This window comes from Shinella sp. WSJ-2 (assembly GCF_003432075.1).
In the GTDB taxonomy this organism is placed as follows: Bacteria; Pseudomonadota; Alphaproteobacteria; order Rhizobiales; family Rhizobiaceae; genus Shinella.
The window spans coordinates 556,900-575,515 of sequence record NZ_QWBU01000002.1 but is presented as its reverse complement, the minus strand read 5'-3'; the positions used below and the strand labels follow the sequence as shown (position 1 = coordinate 575,515).

Here is an 18,616-nt window from a genome sequence, read left to right as displayed (position 1 = left end):
AAACATTCGTCACGCGGCGCGGGCCAGCTTGCCTTGGAGTCAGGCCCCAAAGTTAGGCTTTGACAGGATTGCGCAAGACGATTAAGGGGACCGGCTAATCAATTTACCGTTCAACGCGCCGGACAACCGGCCCCGCCGGAAACATTCGGCACTCAGAAGGCTTTGACTGTGGCAAAAGCGGAACTCGGAACCAAACGCATCGACCCGGAAACGGGCAAGAAGTTCTACGACCTCAATCGCGACCCGATCGTTTCCCCCTATACCGGCAAGTCCTATCCGCTGTCCTTCTTCGAAGAGACCTCTGCGGCTGCCGTTCTTGAAAAGGAAGAGGACGAGGACGCCAACGAAGTCGATACCGAGAACACCGAAGTCGAACTCGTTTCGCTCGAGGACGCCGACGACGATGCAGCAGGCGGCGACGACCTGCCGGATCTCGGCGACGACGATGTCGAAATCGATGGCGACGACGACGACACCTTCCTGGAGCAGGAAGAGGACGACGATGACGACATGACCGGCATCATCGGTGTCGGCGGCGACGACGACGAAGCGTAAGATTTTGATTTACCGGCCGGTTTTAAAAAAAATCGGCCGGTTTTCATTTTTCGGCTTGCCATCTTTCCAGACGGGAAGTAATAAGCCGCCACACCGAACGGCAGCGCCGCTTCGGTTCCCGGAAACCGGCTTTGCCGGACCCGTTATGGGGCTATAGCTCAGCTGGGAGAGCGCTTGCATGGCATGCAAGAGGTCAGCGGTTCGATCCCGCTTAGCTCCACCAAACCTTTCATAAGATAGATATGCACAACATGGCAGTTCAGGGCGTTTGCGCTTTCAAGGTTGTTCGCGCATGCCCGGCGTCGCTTCGCGTTGATCGGCGTCTTCCAGATCTGTCTTCACGATGAACGTGTCATTGTGCTGGCGGGCGGCCTCGCGCAAGGCGGCAAGATTGGGAACGTCGTCGCCTTCGACTTCACTCGTACCGCTTTGGTCGATTTCGCGTTCGGCCTGATACCAGTGATCATCCGGCTTTCCGTCCGGCTGGCCTTGCTGCAGCCAGAGTTCGTGCGCGCGTTTGCGGATTTTGTCTTCGCGGTCGTCGGTCATGATGGGCTCCCTTCCTGTTCGATGAAAAACGGGCGGCGAGGCAGGATGTTCCCTTCCCGACGCGTCGCCGGAACGACTTTGCTTGCGTCATTCATGGAGCAAGAATAAGCATGATCCGCCAGGCGTCTAGGGATCGACGCAGCCTTGTCGGGGGACATCATGAGTTTTACGGAAACGACGACCACCTCCTGGTTTTCCAGACTGAAGGGGGCGCTGATCAAGATCGTGGTCGGCTTCATCCTTCTTATTGCCTGCATCTGGCTTCTCTTCTGGAATGAGGGCCGCTCGGTCAAAACCTATCGATCGCTCGTCGAGGGCGCCGGCCTTGTCGTTTCAGTCGATAACGGCAGCGTCGACCCGGCGAACGAGGGCAAGCTCGTGCACATATCGGGACCGGTCAAGCCGGTCGGCGTGCCTGAAGATGCCCAGCTGGGCATTTCAGCCGAGGGCGCGGTCGGCCTCGACCGTGTCGTCGAGATGTACCAGTGGGTCGAGGACTCGAAGTCGGAAACGCGCAAGCAGCTCGGCGGTAGCGAGGAAACGGTCACCACCTATTCCTACCGCAAGGAATGGAACCATCGCGAAATCAGCTCCGGCAGCTTCCGCCAGCCGGGCCATGACAATCCGCAGAAGCCGATCGACGATGAAAGCTTTGCGGTCGATTCGGCCAATATCGGCGCCTTCAGCGTTGATGGCCGCACGGCAGCCAGCCTCGGCGGCGACAGACCAATTCCGCTGACCGCCCTCGACGCCACCCGCGTCGGCGAGGCTGCAACGCTCGGCAAGCCGGTTTCGGCCCTCGGTGGCCAGGCCGTCTTCTCCTTCGATCCGCAGAACCCGCAAATCGGCGATATAAGGATTTCCTTCAAGCGGTCTGATCTGTCCGAGGCAAGCTTTGTCGGCGCGCAACGCGGCACGCGGCTTACGCCCTACAAGACGACCAATGGGCGCGAGCTTCTGCTCAGCGAGGCCGGGATCCACGATGCGGCGGCGATGTTCGAGACTGCGCAAAGTGAAAACACGATCATCACCTGGATCGTGCGCGTCGGCGGGCTCGTCGGCATCTTCATCGGTTTTGCCTTCATCTTCTCGATCCTCGGCGTGATCGGCGACGTCGTGCCGTTCGTCGGCTCCATCGTCAATTTCGGCACATCCATGATCGCACTGATCCTGACGCTGCTGATCGGGCCCGCGGTGATCGCCATCGCATGGATCGCCTACCGCCCGTTCGTCGCCATCGCGGTTCTCGTGATCGGCGTTGCGCTGGCTGCTGGTATCCTCTACCTGCGCAAGAACAAGACAGCTTCCGCGCCGGTCACCACCGGAGCTCTGGGGAGACAATAGCCGCAACAGGAGTGGGCGACGCGTGACTTTCTACATTTCGAAGATCTTCTGGCTCGTCGCCCAACCGCTCTCCCTCGCCTTCCTGCTCCTGCTCACCGGCCTCCTTGCTGGCCTGTTGAAATGGAGCCGCATTCGGACATGGGCGAGCATTGCGGCCGCTCTCATTCTCTTCGTCACGCTCTTCACCTCGATCGGCGCCGTATTGCTGCAACAGCTGGAGAACCGTTTTGCCCGTGCCGATCTGCCCGCAGGCGGGCCGAGCTGCATCATCACGCTCGGCGGCGGCTTCGAATCGGAGATCGTGAGCGCGCGCGGCGGGTTTGAAATGACGCAGGCCGGCGACCGATTCGTCGAAACGCTCCGGCTGGCACGAGATTTCCCGGCATCGCGCATTCTTGTTTCCGGTGGTGACGGCTCACTGAGCGGCGCCTACGAGGGAGATGCCGTCATCGCCGAGCGCTTCTTCTCCGCCTTCGGCATTTCCGCAGACCGGCTGATCCGCGAGACGCAATCGCGCGATACCTTCGAGAATGCCGCCAACACGGAAACGCTTCTGGCTTCGAACGGGCTGGAAAACTGCCTGCTGGTCACCTCGGCCTTTCATATGCCGCGCTCGATAGGCCTCTTCCGCAAGCGCGGCCTGACCGTGCTGCCCTGGCCCACGGATTATCGCACGACGGGTACGGCGAGCCTCGGGTTCGACTTCACGCAGCCTTCCGCCAACAGCCAGCTGATGGCGACGGCGGTTCGCGAATGGACGGGGTTGCTGTTCTATTATCTCGCGGGGCGCACCTCGTCGCTTGTCCCGCAATAGCCGCTTATTTCTTGGAAATCGTCTCGAAATCGGCACCGCGCACGCGCACCGTCATCGTGCAATATTCACTGTCGTCGCGTCCGCAGCTTGCGGCATTGGCTTTGAGTTCGAATACCATGTTTCCGAAGCGCTTCTTCATCGTATAGCCGTAGAGATCGGCATTGGCGGCAAGGAAGTATCCGCCTTCCGCAACATGGATATAGAATTGGTGCGGGCAGCCGACCTCACCGCAGAGGCCGCCCGGCACGCCGTCGCAGTTGACAGCACCGAGATTGAAGATCGCATCGACGAGCGTGTCGTTGTTGAAATCGATATTGTCGGCAAAGTCATCGCCATAGATCGGCGCCTTGCAGCGCTTGGCCACCTCGGCCTGCACCGTCGCCAGCGGGTCCTGCACGATTTCGGCCGCTCGGGCCTGCGCGCTGGTCGAAAGCAGCGCGATGGAAAGGAGCGCGAGGATTCTCATGCGGATGGCCATCTCTCAAACCTTTCCATGGCAGGCGATTCGGTCATTATGCGCTCGGGAGCGCGCGATTTGATTCTGTCGCGCGCGACTTTACCGTTGCCAAGCTGTCGCGAGGCTTGGCCGGAGGGGAGAGACACGTGACGATCCTGGAACTGCTCGACTACACCGGCGTCGCGGTCTTTGCCGCCACCGGCGCGCTTTCGGCCTCGCGAAAACAGCTCGACATCATCGGCTTCCTGTTTCTGGCGGCGGCTACCGGTATCGGCGGCGGCACGTTCCGTGACGTAATCCTTGGGGCCACACCGGTCTTCTGGGTCGTCAACCCGACCTATCTCATCGTCTGCGTCGCCGTCGCGCTCCTGGTCTTCGTGCTCGCGCACCGCATCGAGTCGCGCTATCGGCTGCTGCTCTGGCTCGATGCCATGGGCGTATCGGCCTATTGCGTGATGGGAGCTGCCAAGGGCTATGCCGCGACCAATTCGCCGACGGTGGCCATCACCACGGGCGTGTTGACCGCAAGCTTCGGCGGGGTCATCCGCGATCTCCTGGCAAACGAGCCCTCCGTCCTGCTGCGGCCAGAGGTCTATGTGACGGCGGCATTGGTCGGTGCCGCCGGTTTCACGGCGGCAACGGTTGCCGGTGCACCGCTCTGGCTCGCCTCAGCCATTGGCATTGCCGCAGCCTTCGCCGTGCGCGGCGGTGCGCTGCGCTTCGGCTGGCGCTTTCCGATCTACCGGCCCCGGCCAGGACGGCATCCCGACGATGTGATGTGAAAAGCCTCAGTCCTTCCCGCAGGGACGCAGGCGGATGATGACGTCGACATTGGCGATTTCCATACCTTCCGGCGGCTCCGGCAGGTTGCCGATCGCAATGTTGCTGACGGGAATGTCGAGAACGCGGTTCTCACCCTCGATGAAGAAATGATGGTGATCCGAGATATTGGTGTCGAAATAGGTCTTCGAGCTTTCCACGGCAAGGACGCGGATCAGACCCGCCTCAGTGAACTGGTGCAGCGTATTGTAGACAGTGGCGAGCGACACCGGCACGCCGGCCGTCACAGCCTCTTCATGCAGTTCCTCGACGGTCAGGTGACGGTCACCCTTGGCAAAAAGCAAATCAGCGAGTGCCACGCGCTGGCGCGTCGGGCGCAGGCCGGAATGGCGCAGGCGCGTTTCGATGGGCATCTCGTTTGCATGCGTCATGGGCGACGGGTCCGCTTGGCTTGGCCTTGAATAACAATCTTGAACTTTCGATATAACTTTAGCGGAAGCGGGATTCAATAGGAATGCGGCATCCGCAAGGCGCGCAACATGCGGAAAAACCGGGGCCTTTGCTTCGGCTCGGCCACTTTGCACTGGCTGTCACCGCCGGCATCATGTATGCGGACAGCGGAATAGACGTCTCATCCGCACTGGATGAGCTAGAAAAAACGAGGCGGGCGGGATGCTTCAAATCGCATCCGTCCTCCGCTAAATCTAACGCTGAGCAAGCGTGAACACGACCGGGGATGAAACATTCAGATGACGACCAGGCAATCCAGCTACAACTATGAGGAAATTCTGTCCTGCGGCCGCGGCGAGCTTTTCGGCCCTGGCAATGCGCAGCTTCCTCTGCCGCCGATGCTCATGGTCCACCGCATCACCGATATTTCCGAAACCGGCGGCGCCTTCGACAAGGGCTATATCCGCGCGGCCTATGACGTGAAGCCTGACGACTGGTATTTCCCGTGCCACTTCCAGGGCAACCCGATCATGCCCGGCTGCCTCGGCCTCGACGGCATGTGGCAACTCACCGGCTTCTTCCTCGGCTGGCTCGGCGAGCCCGGCCGCGGCATGGCGCTGTCCACCGGTGAAGTGAAGTTCAAGGGCATGGTCCGTCCCAACACCAAGCTTCTCGAATATGGCATCGATTTCAAGCGCGTCATGCGCGGCCGCCTCGTGCTCGGCACGGCAGACGGCTGGCTGAAGGCCGATGGCGAGACCATCTATCAGGCAACCGACCTGCGCGTCGGCCTGTCGAAGGACAAAGACGCTTAAGGACGGCCTTTGCCGTAAAAAGCCGGAGGGCGGCGCCTTAGCCGTCCCCAAGACAAGACGTTCTAAAAAAGGGCAGGAATATGAGACGGGTAGTTGTCACGGGTCTGGGGATCGTATCCTCCATCGGGAACAACGCGGACGAAGTGACGGCGTCGCTGCGCGACGCGCGCTCCGGCATCAGCTTCAGCCAGGATTTCGCCGACCATGGCTTCAAGTGCCAGGTCTGGGGTTCGCCCAATATCGACACGACGGATCTCGTCGACCGCCGCGCAGCCCGCTTCCTCTCGCAGGGCGGCTCGTGGAATCACGTCGCCATGAAGCAGGCGATCGCCGATTCCGGCCTGGAAGAGTCCGATTACGCTGCCAACGAGCGCACCGGCATCATCATGGGTTCGGGCGGTCCGTCCACCCGCACGCTGATCGAAGCGGCCGAGATTACGCTCAAGAACAATTCGCCCAAGCGCATCGGCCCGTTCGCCGTGCCGAAGGCGATGTCCTCGACGGCGTCCGCCACGCTCGCCACCTGGTTCAAGATCCACGGCGTCAATTACTCGATCTCCTCGGCCTGCTCGACCTCCGCGCACTGCATCGGCAATGCCGCCGAGATGATCCAGTGGGGCAAGCAGGACATCATGTTCGCCGGCGGCCATGAAGATCTCGACTGGACCATGTCGAACCTGTTCGACGCCATGGGCGCCATGTCCTCCAAGTATAACGACACGCCATCCACCGCCTCGCGCGCCTATGACGTCAGCCGCGACGGTTTCGTCATTGCCGGCGGCGCGGGCGTTCTGGTTCTTGAGGAGCTGGAGCATGCCAAGGCACGCGGCGCAAAGATCTATGCCGAAATTGTCGGCTACGGTGCGACCTCCGACGGCTACGACATGGTGGCCCCTTCGGGCGAAGGCGCGATCCGCTGCATGCGCCAGGCGCTTGCCACCGTGAAGGGCGATGTCGATTACATCAACACGCACGGCACCTCGACGCCGGTGGGCGATTCGAAGGAGATCGGCGCAATCCGCGAAGTCTTCGGCGACAAGATCCCACATATCCAGTCGACCAAGTCGCTGACCGGCCATTCGCTGGGTGCAGCCGGCGTGCAGGAATCGATCTACGGCCTGCTGATGATGCAGGCCGGCTTCATCGGCGAAAGCGCGCATATCACCGAACTTGATCCGGAATTCGACGGCGTGCCGATCGTGCGCAAGCGCATCGACAATGCCAAGATCGACACGGTTCTCTCGAACTCCTTCGGCTTCGGCGGCACGAACGCCACGCTGGTCTTCCAGCGCCACAACGGATGAACGGCATGACGGGTATCATGAACGGCAAGCGCGGCCTCATCATGGGGGTCGCGAACAATCACTCCATCGCCTGGGGCATCGCGCAGAAGCTCGCCGGCGCGGGCGCGGAGCTCGCCTTTACCTACCAGGGAGAAGCGCTCGGCAAGCGCGTGAAGCCGCTTGCCGCCGAGCTTGGTTCCGACTTCGTCATTCCCTGCGATGTCGAGGACATCGCCTCGGTGGATGCGACGATTGATGCGATCAAGGAAAAATGGGGTAGGCTCGACTTCGTCGTGCATGCCATCGGCTTCTCCGACAAAAACGAGCTGAAGGGTCTATATGCCGACACCTCGCGCGACAACTTTTCGCGTACCATGGTGATCTCGTGCTTCTCCTTCACAGAAATCGCCAAGCGCGCTGCGAACCTGATGACCGATGGCGGCGCGATGCTGACGCTGACCTATGGCGGCTCCACGCGCCTCATGCCGAACTACAACGTCATGGGCGTCGCCAAGGCGGCCCTCGAAGCCTCCGTGCGTTACCTCGCCGGCGACTACGGCCCGCAGGGCATCCGCGTCAACGCGATCTCGGCCGGCCCGATCCGTACGCTGGCCGGCGCCGGCATCTCGGACGCCCGCGCCATGCTGTCCTGGCAGCAGAAGAACGCACCGCTGCGCCGCACCGTCACCATTGAGGACGTGGGCAATTCGGCGCTCTACCTGCTCTCCGATATGTCGAGCGGCGTCACTGGCGAGATCCACTATGTGGACTCAGGCTACAATATCACCTCCATGCCGACGCTGGAGCGCCTGGCCAAGGCCGACAGCGAGTAGCAGAACGGCGCGGAGCTCCTGAACTTCGCGCCGTTTTCCTTTTACGAGCGCAGCATCAGCACCACGATCAGCAGGATCAGCGCCGCAAGTATACCGAGGAAGACCATCCTCACCCGGCTGTTCATTTCCAGCGGCTTGCCATCGGCGCCGCGCCTTAAAAAGGCGAGCGGCACCTCGGAGGTCGGCGTATGCCCCTCCCCTTGCTTCACATCTTTCGCGATAACATCCGCCACATCTTCCGTGATCGGCGGCCTGGCAGGTCCAAAAGCCATTACGGGTCTCCTGAACGGGAACGGTCCGGCGATGGTGGACCCGTTTCGGGAAAATGGCAATCGGCTGCGGCAATCGGCGTCAGCGATAGCTGACGCCTGCCAAAACCTTGGGCTTTAGCGCCTGCCGAAGAGCACCTTGAAGCGGGCGTTGCGGCAGACTTCGCCGCTTTCCTTGAAGGCTTCCTTCAGCACCGGCTCGTAGGGCAGGCCGCGGTTGGCGACCATCAGCAGGCGGCCGCCCGATTTGAGCGACTTGGCGGCCATGCGGATCATACCGGCACCCAGCGAATGGTCGGCAGCATGGCCTTCATGGAAGGGCGGATTCATGACGATAAGGTCATAGTGGTCGCGCGGCGTTTCCGCCGTCAGGTCGAACCAGAAGAAGCGCGCCGGAATGTTCGGGCAATTCTCCGCCATGTTCTCCTTCGCGGCTTCCAGCGCCTCGTAATGCGCCTCGAAGATATCGATGCCCTTCACCTGCGGCGCGCGGCCGCCGAGCATGACCGAGAGATAGCCCCAGCCCGCGCCGAAATCGGCGGCGTGGCCGTGGAAATCCTCCGGAATGCGGGTGGCGAGCAGTTCGGAACCCTCGTCGATGCGGTCATGCGAGAACATGCCGGGTGCCGCCGTGAAACGGCCGACGATGCGCACCGGCTTTGCGGCCAGCTTGGCAATCGCATCGGCCGGATCTTCCGGGCGGGCGAACCAGATGGCGAGGCCGTGATACTTCGGCATGTAGTCGCCGGTAAGGCCGAGCTGGTCGAGGCGCTTGCGCATGGACTGCACGCCGTCTTCCTTGCTGCCGGCAACGACGATCAGGCCGCCCGTGCGCACGAGGCGCAGCGCTTCGGCGATACGGTTCTCGTTCTCACCCTTGTGCTTGGTCATCAGGATGAGCGCGCCGTCGAAATCCTCGCCCTCGATGACCGGCTTTGCCGGTGCACGAACGGCCTCCAGCCCGCGATAGAGCGCGCGCTGCGGCTGCACGGCCTCCAGCGTGGCGCCAAAGCCTTCCGGCGGGCGCTGGCCGGCCTCCGCGCCGAGGAAGAGATAACGTTCGCCCTCGCCGGGCATGCCGAGCGTGCCGGAGGCAAAGGGATGGAACAGGGTCTTCAGGGCGTCGCGGGTCATGGTCGGCTTTCAGCGGTGGATACGGGCAGCGGAGGATAACGGATGGTCAAAGCAAAGGGGCGCGGAACGTACCGCTCCGCGCCCCCTCCATACAGGTAGAGTAGGCTTACTCGGCGGCTTCGCCGTCGCCCTTCTTCTCGGCAGCGACTTCCTTGCCGGTTGCCTGGTCAACAACCTTCATGGAGAGGCGAACCTTGCCGCGCTCGTCGAAGCCCATCAGCTTGACCCAAACCTTGTCGCCTTCCTTGACGACGTCGGAGGTCTTGGCAACGCGCTCCTGAGCGAGCTGCGAGATGTGCACGAGGCCGTCACGCGGGCCGAAGAAGTTGACGAATGCGCCGAAGTCGGCGGTCTTCACGACCGTGCCTTCGTAGATCATGCCGACTTCCGGTTCTGCGACGATCGAGTGGATCCACTTGCGGGCCGCTTCGATTTCCTTGCCGGAGGACGATGCGATCTTGATCGTGCCGTCGTCTTCGATGTTGATCTTGGCGCCGGTCTTTTCGACGATTTCGCGAATGACCTTGCCGCCCGTGCCGATGACTTCACGGATCTTGTCGACCGGGATGTTCATGACTTCGATGCGGGGCGCGAATTCGCCGAGCTGCGAGCGGCCTTCGGTGATGGCATTGGCCATTTCGCCGAGGATGTGCTTGCGGCCGCCCTGTGCCTGGCTGAGCGCGACCTTCATGATCTCTTCGGTGATACCGGCGATCTTGATGTCCATCTGCAGCGAGGTGATGCCGTCGGCGGTACCGGCGACCTTGAAGTCCATGTCGCCGAGGTGGTCTTCGTCACCGAGAATGTCGGAAAGCACAGCGAAGCGGTCGCCTTCCAGGATCAGGCCCATGGCGATACCGGCAACCGGCTTGGCCAGCGGAACGCCGGCGTCCATGAGAGCAAGCGAGGTGCCGCAGACCGTGGCCATCGAGGACGAGCCGTTCGACTCGGTGATCTCGGAGACGACGCGCAGCGTGTAGGGGAACTGTTCCGCTGTCGGCAGCATCGGGCGGATGGCGCGCCAGGCGAGCTTGCCGTGGCCGATTTCGCGGCGGCCCGGGGAGCCCATGCGGCCCGTTTCACCGACCGAGTAGGGCGGGAAGTTATAGTGCAGCAGGAAACGTTCCTTGTACATGCCGGTCAGGCTGTCGACATACTGCTCGTCTTCGCCGGTGCCGAGCGTGGCAACGACCACGGCCTGGGTTTCACCACGGGTGAAGAGAGCCGAGCCGTGCGTGCGCGGCAGAATACCGACTTCCGATACGATGGCGCGAACGGTTTCGAGGTCCCGGCCGTCGATGCGGCTCTTGGTGTCGAGAATGTTCCAGCGAACGATCTTGGCCTGGAGGTGCTTGAAGACGGCGCCGATAACTTCGGCGGTGTACTTCGGCTCAACGCCTTCCGGGAAGAAGTGGGCCTTCACCTTGGCCTTGACGGCGTCGACGGCAGCGTAGCGGTCGGCCTTCTGGGTGATCTTGTAGGCGGCGCGCAGTTCGGTTTCCGCGATGCCGAGCATTTCGGCTTCGAGTTCGGAATGATCTTCCGGCTGGAAGTCGCGCGGCTCCTTGGCAGCCACTTCGGCGAGCTTGATGATCGCGTCGATGACCGGCTGGAAGCCCTTGTGGCCGAACATGACGGCGCCGAGCATGATCTCTTCGTTGAGTTCCTTGGCTTCGGACTCAACCATCAGGACGGCATCCTGCGTACCGGCGACAACGAGGTCGAGAACCGACTCGTCCATCTCGTCGAGATGCGGGTTCAGGACGTATTCGCCGTTGATGTAACCGACGCGTGCGCCGCCGACCGGGCCCATGAAGGGAACGCCGGAGATCGTCAGAGCAGCCGAAGCAGCGACCATCGAGAGAACGTCGGGATTGTTCTCGAGGTCATGCTGAACGACGGTGACGACGACCTGGGTGTCGTTCTTGTAGCCTTCCGGGAAGAGCGGGCGGATCGGGCGGTCGATCAGGCGGGAAACGAGCGTTTCGTTTTCCGACGGACGGCCTTCACGCTTGAAGTAGCCACCCGGAATCTTGCCGGCGGCGTAGGTCTTTTCCTGGTAGTTGACGGTGAGCGGGAAGAAATCCTGGCCCGGCTTCGGCGCCTTGGCGGAAACAACGGTGGCGAGAACGACCGTTTCGCCGTAGGTCGCGAGAACCGCGCCGTCAGCCTGACGAGCGATCTTGCCGGTTTCCAGCTTGAGCGGACGGCCCGCCCATTCGATTTCAACCGTATGGGTATCGAACATGTCTTGTCCTTCTTGACGGATACGCGCACCGCCGCCTGAAGGCGCAGGTGGTCTATCCGATTTATGACACATCATGGGCAAGACAACGGGAGGCTTCCGAAGAATGGCTCGCGAGCCTGAAGCGTCCTGCAATCCTGCCCCATGACAGGTCATCGGTTGGTTCCGCAGGGCCGGCGCATCCGGCCTGCTGGAAGATCCGTTTCACGAGGCGGCCTCAACCGGCACTGGCGAAACGGTACGTCGAGGCTTACGCCCCGGAAATGAATGCGGCGGGCGCTCGTAAGAACGCCCGCCGAAAGTGCTTAGCGGCGAATACCGAGAGCAGCAATCAGCTTGCTGTAACGGGCTTCGTCCTTCTTCTTGAGGTAGTCAAGAAGCGAGCGGCGGCTGGAAACCATCGTCAGAAGGCCACGACGGGAGTGGTTGTCCTTCTTGTGACCCTTGAAGTGTTCCGTCAGGTTGTTGATGCGCTCGGTCAGGATCGCAACCTGGACTTCCGGCGAACCGGTGTCGCCTTCGACGGTTGCGTATTCCTTGATCAGCGCAGCCTTGCGCTCAGCAGTGATCGACATCGTATGTCCTTTCATGAATGGAGAACTAAAAGGTCGCCAAAAGCCGGGATGTCGTCCAGCGATGGCCGTGAAGGCAAGGAGGCCAAAGCCCCGCATTGCTGGCGGTGCCTATAAACCATTCCCTCATGAAAGGGAAGGGTGTTCTAACGCTGCTCCGCCGGCTGGCTGGGGGCCGCCTCTGCCGCGCCGCCGGCTTTGGGACAGACGACATAGGCGCCGAAGATCCAGCCGAGCTGCCGGCCATCCAGCGACACGAGCAGCCAACGTTTCGTGCCGAGTTTGCGTTCCTCGAGCACGGTGACGCTCATGCCGTTCTGCAGTGTCGTCAGGATCGTGCCGTTCGGCTCGGCGCGCACATTGAGCGGCGTCCCCGTGGGGTCATCGACCAGGCATTTGTCGAGGGCGAAGGCAGGCGCTGCAATGAAGAGGCCGGCAAGAACGGCAGCACGCAAAAGAACCGACATGAAATCACCCTGCGAAGAGAAATGCGAAAGTCGTCAATATACGGCCTCCTGCTGTGCATCCTCATCGCGCAGGCGGGCAAGCGGGATCGTTACGCGCCATTCGATACCGTCATCATGCACGATGAATTCCAGCGTAGCATCTAGTGCCATGCCAAGCATGCGCTCCAGTACCACGCTGCCAAAACCCTTGCGGCGGGTTGCGATGGCCTCCCGGTCGATCGATGCCTTGCTTTCACGCCAGACGAGCGCGAGGTTTTCGTCTGACGTCACCCAGCTCAACGAGACGATGCCGTGTTCATTGGCAAGCGCACCGTATTTCGTGGCGTTGGTCGAAAGCTCGTGCAGCGCCATGCCGAGCGTCTGGGATGCCTGCGGATCGAGCAACACAGCAGGTCCGGCAATGCTTACGCGCGAGGCGTCGTCGGGCGTAAAAGGTTTCAGCTGGTTTTTTGCGAGCTCGACAAGGTTGATGCCTTCGGTGGCATTGGCGATCATCAGGTCCGTCGAACGGGCGAGGCCAGAAACGCGCTTGCGGAAGGTTTCGGCAAAATCCGCGGCATTTTCCGCGCCCGACGCCGACTGGTTCAGCATGGCCTGGATGACGGTGAGCTGGTTCTTGGAGCGATGCGCCACCTCGCGCATCAGGAAACGCACCTCGTTTTCCGATTTCGCCCGGGCATCGGCGGCTTCCGACAGCGCACGCGAAACCGTTACCAGTTCAGAAATGGCATAGCGGCGCGCGGCAATCCGCTCGCCATGCCCCAGCCGGCGGGCATCCGCGGCAAGCAGGCGCACGTCGCGCGACAGGAGGCGCGCGATGCCGATGGCGCTGACGGCGGCAAGAAGCGCGAAAACCAGGCCCCCGATGGCCAGCCACAGGAACGAGGAAACAGCGGGCGCCTGCACATCGGCGGCTTTCGCCCAGGCGATCATGCGCCAGCCGGCAAGCGAGGAGAACTCTGTGACGACCTGGTAATCGGTCCCGTCCTGGCCCATGGTACTGACGCCAAGCCGGAGCGCCGGCACCACCCGCAGGAAGAACGGCTTGCCGCTTTCCTGCTTGTCATCCGTAGAGGCGATGACCGTGCCCCGGCTGTCGAGCACGGCGGCATTCCAGCCGGGAGACAGGATATCCGGATTGACGGCATGACGCAGTGCATCGGCATTCTTGGTCAGCGTCAAAAGCACATGGTCACCACTCGCAAGCCGCATGGGCTGATAGACGTTGAACACCCATCGCTGCGCGGTCTTGCCGAAGAAAAGATCGGAGACCATGCGCTCGCCACGTGCCAGCGCCATGCCGGCGGACACCGGATCGGAGGCCATCTTCAGCGGTGTGCCATAGGAGACACGCGTGTTGACGAGCTGATGCATCGTCTGATCGATGATCAGAAAATTGGTCTCCGTGCCTTCAAGCGTCTTGACCGCCTGCGCATGCAACGCAGCATAATCACCGTTTTGCAGGTTTTCCGAGGTCGAAAGGAAATTCAGCGTCGAGAACATGCCGGTAATCTCGCGCTCGACGGCGCGGTTCACGGCCGTTGTCGACGTGCGCAGCAGCGATTCGAAAATGCGCTCCTGGGCTTCGTTCGTGCGCTTCAGCACAACGATGGAAAAGAGGAAGGCCGGAATGACGATGACGAGGATCAGGCAGACGAGGTAGAAGGCAACCGGGTAGTGCATGCGCCGGCGGGCGTCGGCGGGCGTTGCGTCCACATCCCCAGCAGATACCGATCTGTCGGTCGGTGACATCGTCAACGGCCAGCCCTTTCCACCCTTCTCCCCAGAAAGACCGAACGGCAAAGCACCGCCCGGCGTACCCTGAAGCGAACCTCGCCAGCCCATAAAGCCTGTAGCTTATGGTGAAATCAAGTCGGGAGCCGTTGGTTCCGCCCCCCGATTATTAGCCCTGCTCTTAGCCCTGGAACACGCGCTTGGGTCGGAATTCGCCCCCGGCGATCTCACCGATCGCCACCAGCTTGCCGCGCGCCGAAGCATAGGCTTCGTCGGCCGAAACCGGCGCATCGCGGCCACGCACGATGATGGGATTGCCCATACGAAGGCGGTGCGCCTGGTCGTCGTTGATAACGATTTGCGGTAGGCTGGATAGCGCTTCGCCGGTATCGATCAGGAATGCATCGAGGGCCGCAAGCCGCTCGACCTCGTCCTCAATCTTTTCCAGCGCGACGAGATCGGCGAGCGGCACCATGTCGTCTTCGCCAAAGGGCGCGACGAAGGTGCGGCGCAGCGACGAAATATGACCGTAGCAACCGAGTTGACGGCCGAAATCACGGGCGAGCGCACGCACATAGGTGCCTTTGCCGCATTCGACTTCGAACCGGGCGGTATTCTCGTCAGAACCGATCAGCGTGAGCCGGTGGATTTCCACTTCGCGCGACGGGATTTCTACGACCTCACCTTCGCGGGCCAGGTCATAGGCGCGCTCGCCGGCAATCTTGATGGCCGAGAACTGCGGCGGGATCTGCTGGATGATGCCGGTATAGTCCGCGAGGATCGCCTGGATCTCGTCGGCGGTCGGCCGCTTGTCCGCACTTTGCGTCACCTCGCCCTCGAGGTCGTCGGTCGTACGCTCTTCGCCCCAGGTGACGGTGAATTCATAGATCTTGCGGCCGTCCATAACATAGGGGACCGTCTTGGTCGCGTCGCCAAGCGCGATGGGCAGCATCCCGGAGGCTAGCGGATCGAGCGTACCGGCATGGCCGGCCTTCTGTGCCTTGAACAGCCACTTGATCTTGGAAACAGCCTCGGTTGAGCCGAAATCGAAGGGCTTATCGAGGATCAGCCAGCCGGAAACCGGCCGGCCCTTGGGTTTGCGGGGTCTGGACATCTTGAACCTGGATTATTTGTCGTCTTCGCCGTCATCGGCGGAGAGATCGCGCGATACTTCCGGCGAGCGCAGGAGTTCGTCGATCTTCTTGTAATTGTCGAAACTGGTATCGTCGCGGAAGCGGACGTCCGGCATGTATTTCATCTGGCGCAGCTGCGAGCCCATACGGCCGCGGATATATTTCGCATTGCGGTTAAGCGCCTCGATGACCGTGTCGTGGTCCTTGACGCCGAGCGGCGTCACATAGGCCGTGGCATGCTTGAGATCCGGCGACATACGCACTTCCGATATGGAAATGACAGTCGTTTCAATCAGCGGATCGCGCACTTCGCCGCGCTGGAGAACCTGGGTGATCGCCGCGCGCACCTGCTCGCCCACGCGCAGCATGCGTTGCGACGGCGCTGAGGATGTTGCTCTTACCATGGTCGTCACCTTCAAAAAAATGCGAGCGCCGAAACGGTCCGGCGCTCGCACGATGTTTGGATCGCCGGACGCTTACAGCGTGCGGGTGATGTGCTCCACGCGGAAGCACTCGATTGTGTCGCCGGCGCGGATGTCTTCGTAGTTCTCGAAGGCCATGCCGCATTCCTGGCCCATCGGCACTTCGGACACTTCGTCCTTGAAGCGCTTGAGCGTCTTGAGCTTGCCTTCGTGGATGACGACGTTGTCGCGCACGAGGCGGACACCCGCACCACGCTCGACCTTGCCTTCGATGACACGGCAGCCTGCGACCTTGCCGACCTTCGTGATGTTGAACACCTCGAGGATCTCGGCATTGCCGAGGAAGGTTTCGCGGCGTTCCGGCGAGAGCAGGCCCGACATCGCTGCCTTCACGTCATCCACCAGGTCGTAGATGATGTTGTAGTAGCGGATCTCGAGACCGGCGCGCTCGGCGGCCGTACGAGCCTGGGCGTTGGCACGAACGTTGAAGCCGATGATGGCTGCGTTCGAGGCCTCGGCAAGCGAGATATCGGACTCGGTGATACCGCCGGCACCCGAATGGACGATGCGCGCGCGGACTTCGTCCGTGCCGAGCTTTTCGAGAGCACCGGCAATGGCTTCGATCGAACCCTGCACGTCGCCCTTGATGACCAGCGGGAACTCCTTGAGACCGGTGTTCTGCAGCTGGCTCATCATCTGCTCGAGCGAGCCGCGCGAACCGGCCTGGCGTGCCACCTGCTTTTCGCGGGCGAGACGCTGGCGGTATTCCGAGATCTCGCGGGCGCGGCTTTCGTTCTCGACGACGGCGAACTTGTCACCGGCGGCCGGGGTGCCCGACAGGCCGAGAATTTCGACCGGCATGGACGGGCCGGCTTCCTTGACATGTTCGCCCTTGTCGTTGACGAGCGCGCGCACACGGCCCCACTGGTCGCCGGCCACGATGATCTGGCCGGGCTTCAGCGTGCCCGTCTGGACGAGAACGGTGGCGACGGCGCCGCGACCGCGGTCGAGCTGGGCTTCGACGACGACACCCTCGGCCGTGCGGTCCGGGTTTGCCTTGAGATCGAGGATTTCGGCCTGCAGCAGCACGGCTTCGAGCAGCTTGTCCAGGTTGACGCGGTTCTTGGCCGACACTTCAACGTCGAGCGTTTCACCGCCCATGGATTCGACGAAGACCTCGTGCTGGAGGAGCTGGTTGCGCACCTTCTGCGGATCGGCTTCGTGCTTGTCGATCTTGTTGATCGCCACGATGATCGGAACACCCGCCGCCTTGGCGTGGTTGATGGACTCGATCGTCTGCGGCATCACGCTGTCGTCGGCCGCGACCACGAGGATCGCGATATCCGTCGCCTGCGCACCGCGGGCACGCATGGCGGTGAACGCCGCGTGGCCGGGGGTGTCGATGAAGGTGATCTTGTGACCGTTGTGCTCGACCTGGTAGGCGCCGATGTGCTGCGTGATGCCACCGGCTTCGCCGGCGACAACGTTGGCCTTGCGGATGGCGTCGAGCAGCGAGGTCTTGCCGTGGTCAACGTGGCCCATGATGGTCACGATCGGCGGGCGGTTTTCCAGATCGCCGGCATCGTCGGCAACGTTGAAGATGCCTTCTTCGACGTCGGATTCCGAGACGCGCTTGACGGTGTGGCCGAATTCGCTGGCGATGAGTTCAGCCAAGTCGGCGTCGATCAGATCGCCGGGCTTCATCATCTGGCCTTCCTTCATCAGGTACTTGATGACGTCGACGGCGCGTTCGGACATGCGCTGCGACAGTTCCTGAATGGTGATGGTCTCCGGCAGGATGACTTCGCGAACAACCTTTTCGCGGGTTTCCTGCATCTGGCTGCGCCGGAACTTCTCCTGACGGCGGCGCATGGCCGAGAGCGAGCGGCCACGCTGTGTCGCGTCCTCATCGGTCGAGGCTGTGGTCAGCGTCAGCTTGCCCTGGCGGCGGCCGTCGTCGGCCTTCGGACGGGCAGGAGCCTTGGCGGGTTCCGGGCGCTTCACGGGGCCGCGATTTGCAGGCGCGCCACCACGCGGACGCTTGTCGTCGTCCTCGTCGTTTTCGCGACGACGGCCGGCGACCGGCGTGGAAACCGGGCCGGGTGCCGGCGTGCGGCCGGGCTGCGGGCGGGTTTCGGCAGCGGCCGGAGCAGGCCTTGCGACCGGCTGCGCGACAACCTCTTCCACGACGGGCGCGGGAGCGGCGGCCTCAGCGGCGGCGCGTTCTGCCTCTTCCTTCTCGCGGACGAGACGGGCTTCTTCCTCGGCAACCCGGCGGGCCTCATCCTCGACCTTGCGGCGGGCTTCGTCCTCGGCGCGCTGACGGGCTTCGGCGGCGTCGCGGATCTGCGCTTCTGCAAGCGCGCGGCGACGGGCCTCGACTTCGTCAGGCGAAAGCTGGTTCAGCACCACGCCGCGCGGACGGTTCTGCTCGACCGGGCGCGAGGGCTGCTGGTGCACCGGGCGCGACGGCTGCTGTAAGGGGCGCGAAGGCTGCGGCGCGGGATGCGTCTGCTGCGGCTCCGGCTGGCGCTGCACGGGTGCTGCCGGCGCAGATGCCTGGCGATCTTCACCCGGACGGCTGAAGTGGCGTTTCGTGCGGGTCTCGACCACGACGGCCTTTGTGCGGCCACGACCCATGTCCTGGCGCACGGTTCCCTGCTGAACCCCCGAGGGCTTCAGGCTAAGGGTCTTCTTGCCAGCCACATTGATCGTCTTGTCGTCTTCGTTGTCGGTCATTCCGTTCCGTTCCTAAGATCA

Annotated in this window: 18 protein-coding genes, 1 tRNA gene and 1 pseudogene; 8 read left to right on the top strand and 12 right to left on the bottom strand. The window is 62.3% G+C overall.

Annotated elements, in window-relative coordinates; genetic code table 11:
• Positions 1 to 168: 168 nt before the first annotated feature.
• Positions 169 to 555, top strand: coding sequence for a TIGR02300 family protein (locus D0Y60_RS06935; RefSeq protein ID WP_117368104.1), 387 nt, complete (start codon positions 169 to 171; stop codon positions 553 to 555).
• 147 nt (positions 556 to 702) lie between these two features.
• Positions 703 to 778, top strand: a tRNA-Ala gene (locus D0Y60_RS06930).
• Between the two features lie 53 nt (positions 779 to 831).
• Here D0Y60_RS06930 and D0Y60_RS06925 read toward each other — a convergent pair.
• Positions 832 to 1,092, bottom strand: a pseudogene (locus tag D0Y60_RS06925) (DUF2934 domain-containing protein); the annotation flags it as partial.
• A gap of 171 nt (positions 1,093 to 1,263) precedes the next feature.
• Here D0Y60_RS06925 and D0Y60_RS06920 point away from each other — a divergent pair.
• Entirely contained in the window at positions 1,264 to 2,448 is a 1,185-nt protein-coding gene (locus D0Y60_RS06920; RefSeq protein ID WP_117368100.1) for a TMEM43 family protein, read from the top strand.
• Between the two features lie 22 nt (positions 2,449 to 2,470).
• On the top strand, positions 2,471 to 3,262 hold the full coding sequence (locus D0Y60_RS06915) for a YdcF family protein (protein WP_117368098.1): 792 nt from the start codon (positions 2,471 to 2,473) through the stop codon (positions 3,260 to 3,262).
• Between the two features lie 4 nt (positions 3,263 to 3,266).
• On the opposite strand, the gene D0Y60_RS06910 is transcribed toward D0Y60_RS06915, so the two are convergent.
• On the bottom strand, positions 3,267 to 3,728 hold the full coding sequence (locus D0Y60_RS06910) for a hypothetical protein (RefSeq protein ID WP_147324501.1): 462 nt from the start codon (positions 3,726 to 3,728) through the stop codon (positions 3,267 to 3,269).
• Between the two features lie 137 nt (positions 3,729 to 3,865).
• Between D0Y60_RS06910 and D0Y60_RS06905 the strand changes: the two genes are divergently transcribed.
• Positions 3,866 to 4,501: a trimeric intracellular cation channel family protein gene (locus D0Y60_RS06905; RefSeq protein WP_117368094.1), complete on the top strand. Its 636-nt coding sequence runs from the start codon at positions 3,866 to 3,868 to the stop codon at positions 4,499 to 4,501.
• A gap of 6 nt (positions 4,502 to 4,507) precedes the next feature.
• On the opposite strand, the gene irrA is transcribed toward D0Y60_RS06905, so the two are convergent.
• A complete protein-coding gene (gene irrA, locus D0Y60_RS06900) occupies positions 4,508 to 4,930 on the bottom strand; it encodes an iron response transcriptional regulator IrrA (RefSeq protein WP_117368092.1) in 423 nt (140 codons plus the stop codon).
• Positions 4,931 to 5,248: 318 nt separating this feature from the next.
• Between irrA and fabA the strand changes: the two genes are divergently transcribed.
• From fabA to fabI, 3 genes are all read left to right on the top strand, one after another.
• Positions 5,249 to 5,764: a 3-hydroxyacyl-[acyl-carrier-protein] dehydratase FabA gene (fabA, locus tag D0Y60_RS06895; RefSeq protein WP_117368090.1), complete on the top strand. Its 516-nt coding sequence runs from the start codon at positions 5,249 to 5,251 to the stop codon at positions 5,762 to 5,764.
• Positions 5,765 to 5,844: 80 nt separating this feature from the next.
• Positions 5,845 to 7,068, top strand: coding sequence for a beta-ketoacyl-ACP synthase I (gene fabB / locus D0Y60_RS06890; RefSeq protein ID WP_117368088.1), 1,224 nt, complete (start codon positions 5,845 to 5,847; stop codon positions 7,066 to 7,068).
• Between the two features lie 5 nt (positions 7,069 to 7,073).
• A complete protein-coding gene (fabI, locus tag D0Y60_RS06885; protein WP_117368450.1) occupies positions 7,074 to 7,880 on the top strand; it encodes an enoyl-ACP reductase FabI in 807 nt (268 codons plus the stop codon).
• A 41-nt stretch (positions 7,881 to 7,921) separates the two neighbouring features.
• Here fabI and D0Y60_RS06880 read toward each other — a convergent pair whose 3' ends face one another.
• The 9 genes from D0Y60_RS06880 to infB form a co-directional block, all read right to left on the bottom strand.
• Entirely contained in the window at positions 7,922 to 8,152 is a 231-nt protein-coding gene (locus D0Y60_RS06880; RefSeq protein WP_117368086.1) for a hypothetical protein, read from the bottom strand.
• Between the two features lie 114 nt (positions 8,153 to 8,266).
• Positions 8,267 to 9,283, bottom strand: a complete 1,017-nt coding sequence (locus D0Y60_RS06875) for a class I SAM-dependent methyltransferase (protein WP_117368084.1) — start codon at positions 9,281 to 9,283, stop codon at positions 8,267 to 8,269.
• Between the two features lie 106 nt (positions 9,284 to 9,389).
• Entirely contained in the window at positions 9,390 to 11,531 is a 2,142-nt protein-coding gene (gene pnp / locus D0Y60_RS06870; RefSeq protein WP_117368082.1) for a polyribonucleotide nucleotidyltransferase, read from the bottom strand.
• Positions 11,532 to 11,833: 302 nt separating this feature from the next.
• Positions 11,834 to 12,103, bottom strand: coding sequence for a 30S ribosomal protein S15 (rpsO, locus tag D0Y60_RS06865; RefSeq protein WP_112600475.1), 270 nt, complete (start codon positions 12,101 to 12,103; stop codon positions 11,834 to 11,836).
• A gap of 143 nt (positions 12,104 to 12,246) precedes the next feature.
• Complete coding sequence (locus tag D0Y60_RS06860) at positions 12,247 to 12,567, bottom strand: SH3 domain-containing protein (protein WP_117368080.1); 321 nt, start codon at positions 12,565 to 12,567, stop codon at positions 12,247 to 12,249.
• A gap of 33 nt (positions 12,568 to 12,600) precedes the next feature.
• Positions 12,601 to 14,283, bottom strand: a complete 1,683-nt coding sequence (locus D0Y60_RS06855; RefSeq protein WP_245409103.1) for a sensor histidine kinase — start codon at positions 14,281 to 14,283, stop codon at positions 12,601 to 12,603.
• Between the two features lie 199 nt (positions 14,284 to 14,482).
• Complete coding sequence (gene truB, locus D0Y60_RS06850) at positions 14,483 to 15,415, bottom strand: tRNA pseudouridine(55) synthase TruB (RefSeq protein ID WP_117368076.1); 933 nt, start codon at positions 15,413 to 15,415, stop codon at positions 14,483 to 14,485.
• Between the two features lie 12 nt (positions 15,416 to 15,427).
• Positions 15,428 to 15,838 (bottom strand): 30S ribosome-binding factor RbfA, encoded by a 411-nt coding sequence (gene rbfA, locus D0Y60_RS06845; RefSeq protein ID WP_117368074.1) that lies wholly within the window; start codon positions 15,836 to 15,838, stop codon positions 15,428 to 15,430.
• A 72-nt stretch (positions 15,839 to 15,910) separates the two neighbouring features.
• Positions 15,911 to 18,595, bottom strand: a complete 2,685-nt coding sequence (gene infB, locus D0Y60_RS06840; protein WP_117368072.1) for a translation initiation factor IF-2 — start codon at positions 18,593 to 18,595, stop codon at positions 15,911 to 15,913.
• Positions 18,596 to 18,616 lie beyond the last annotated feature (21 nt).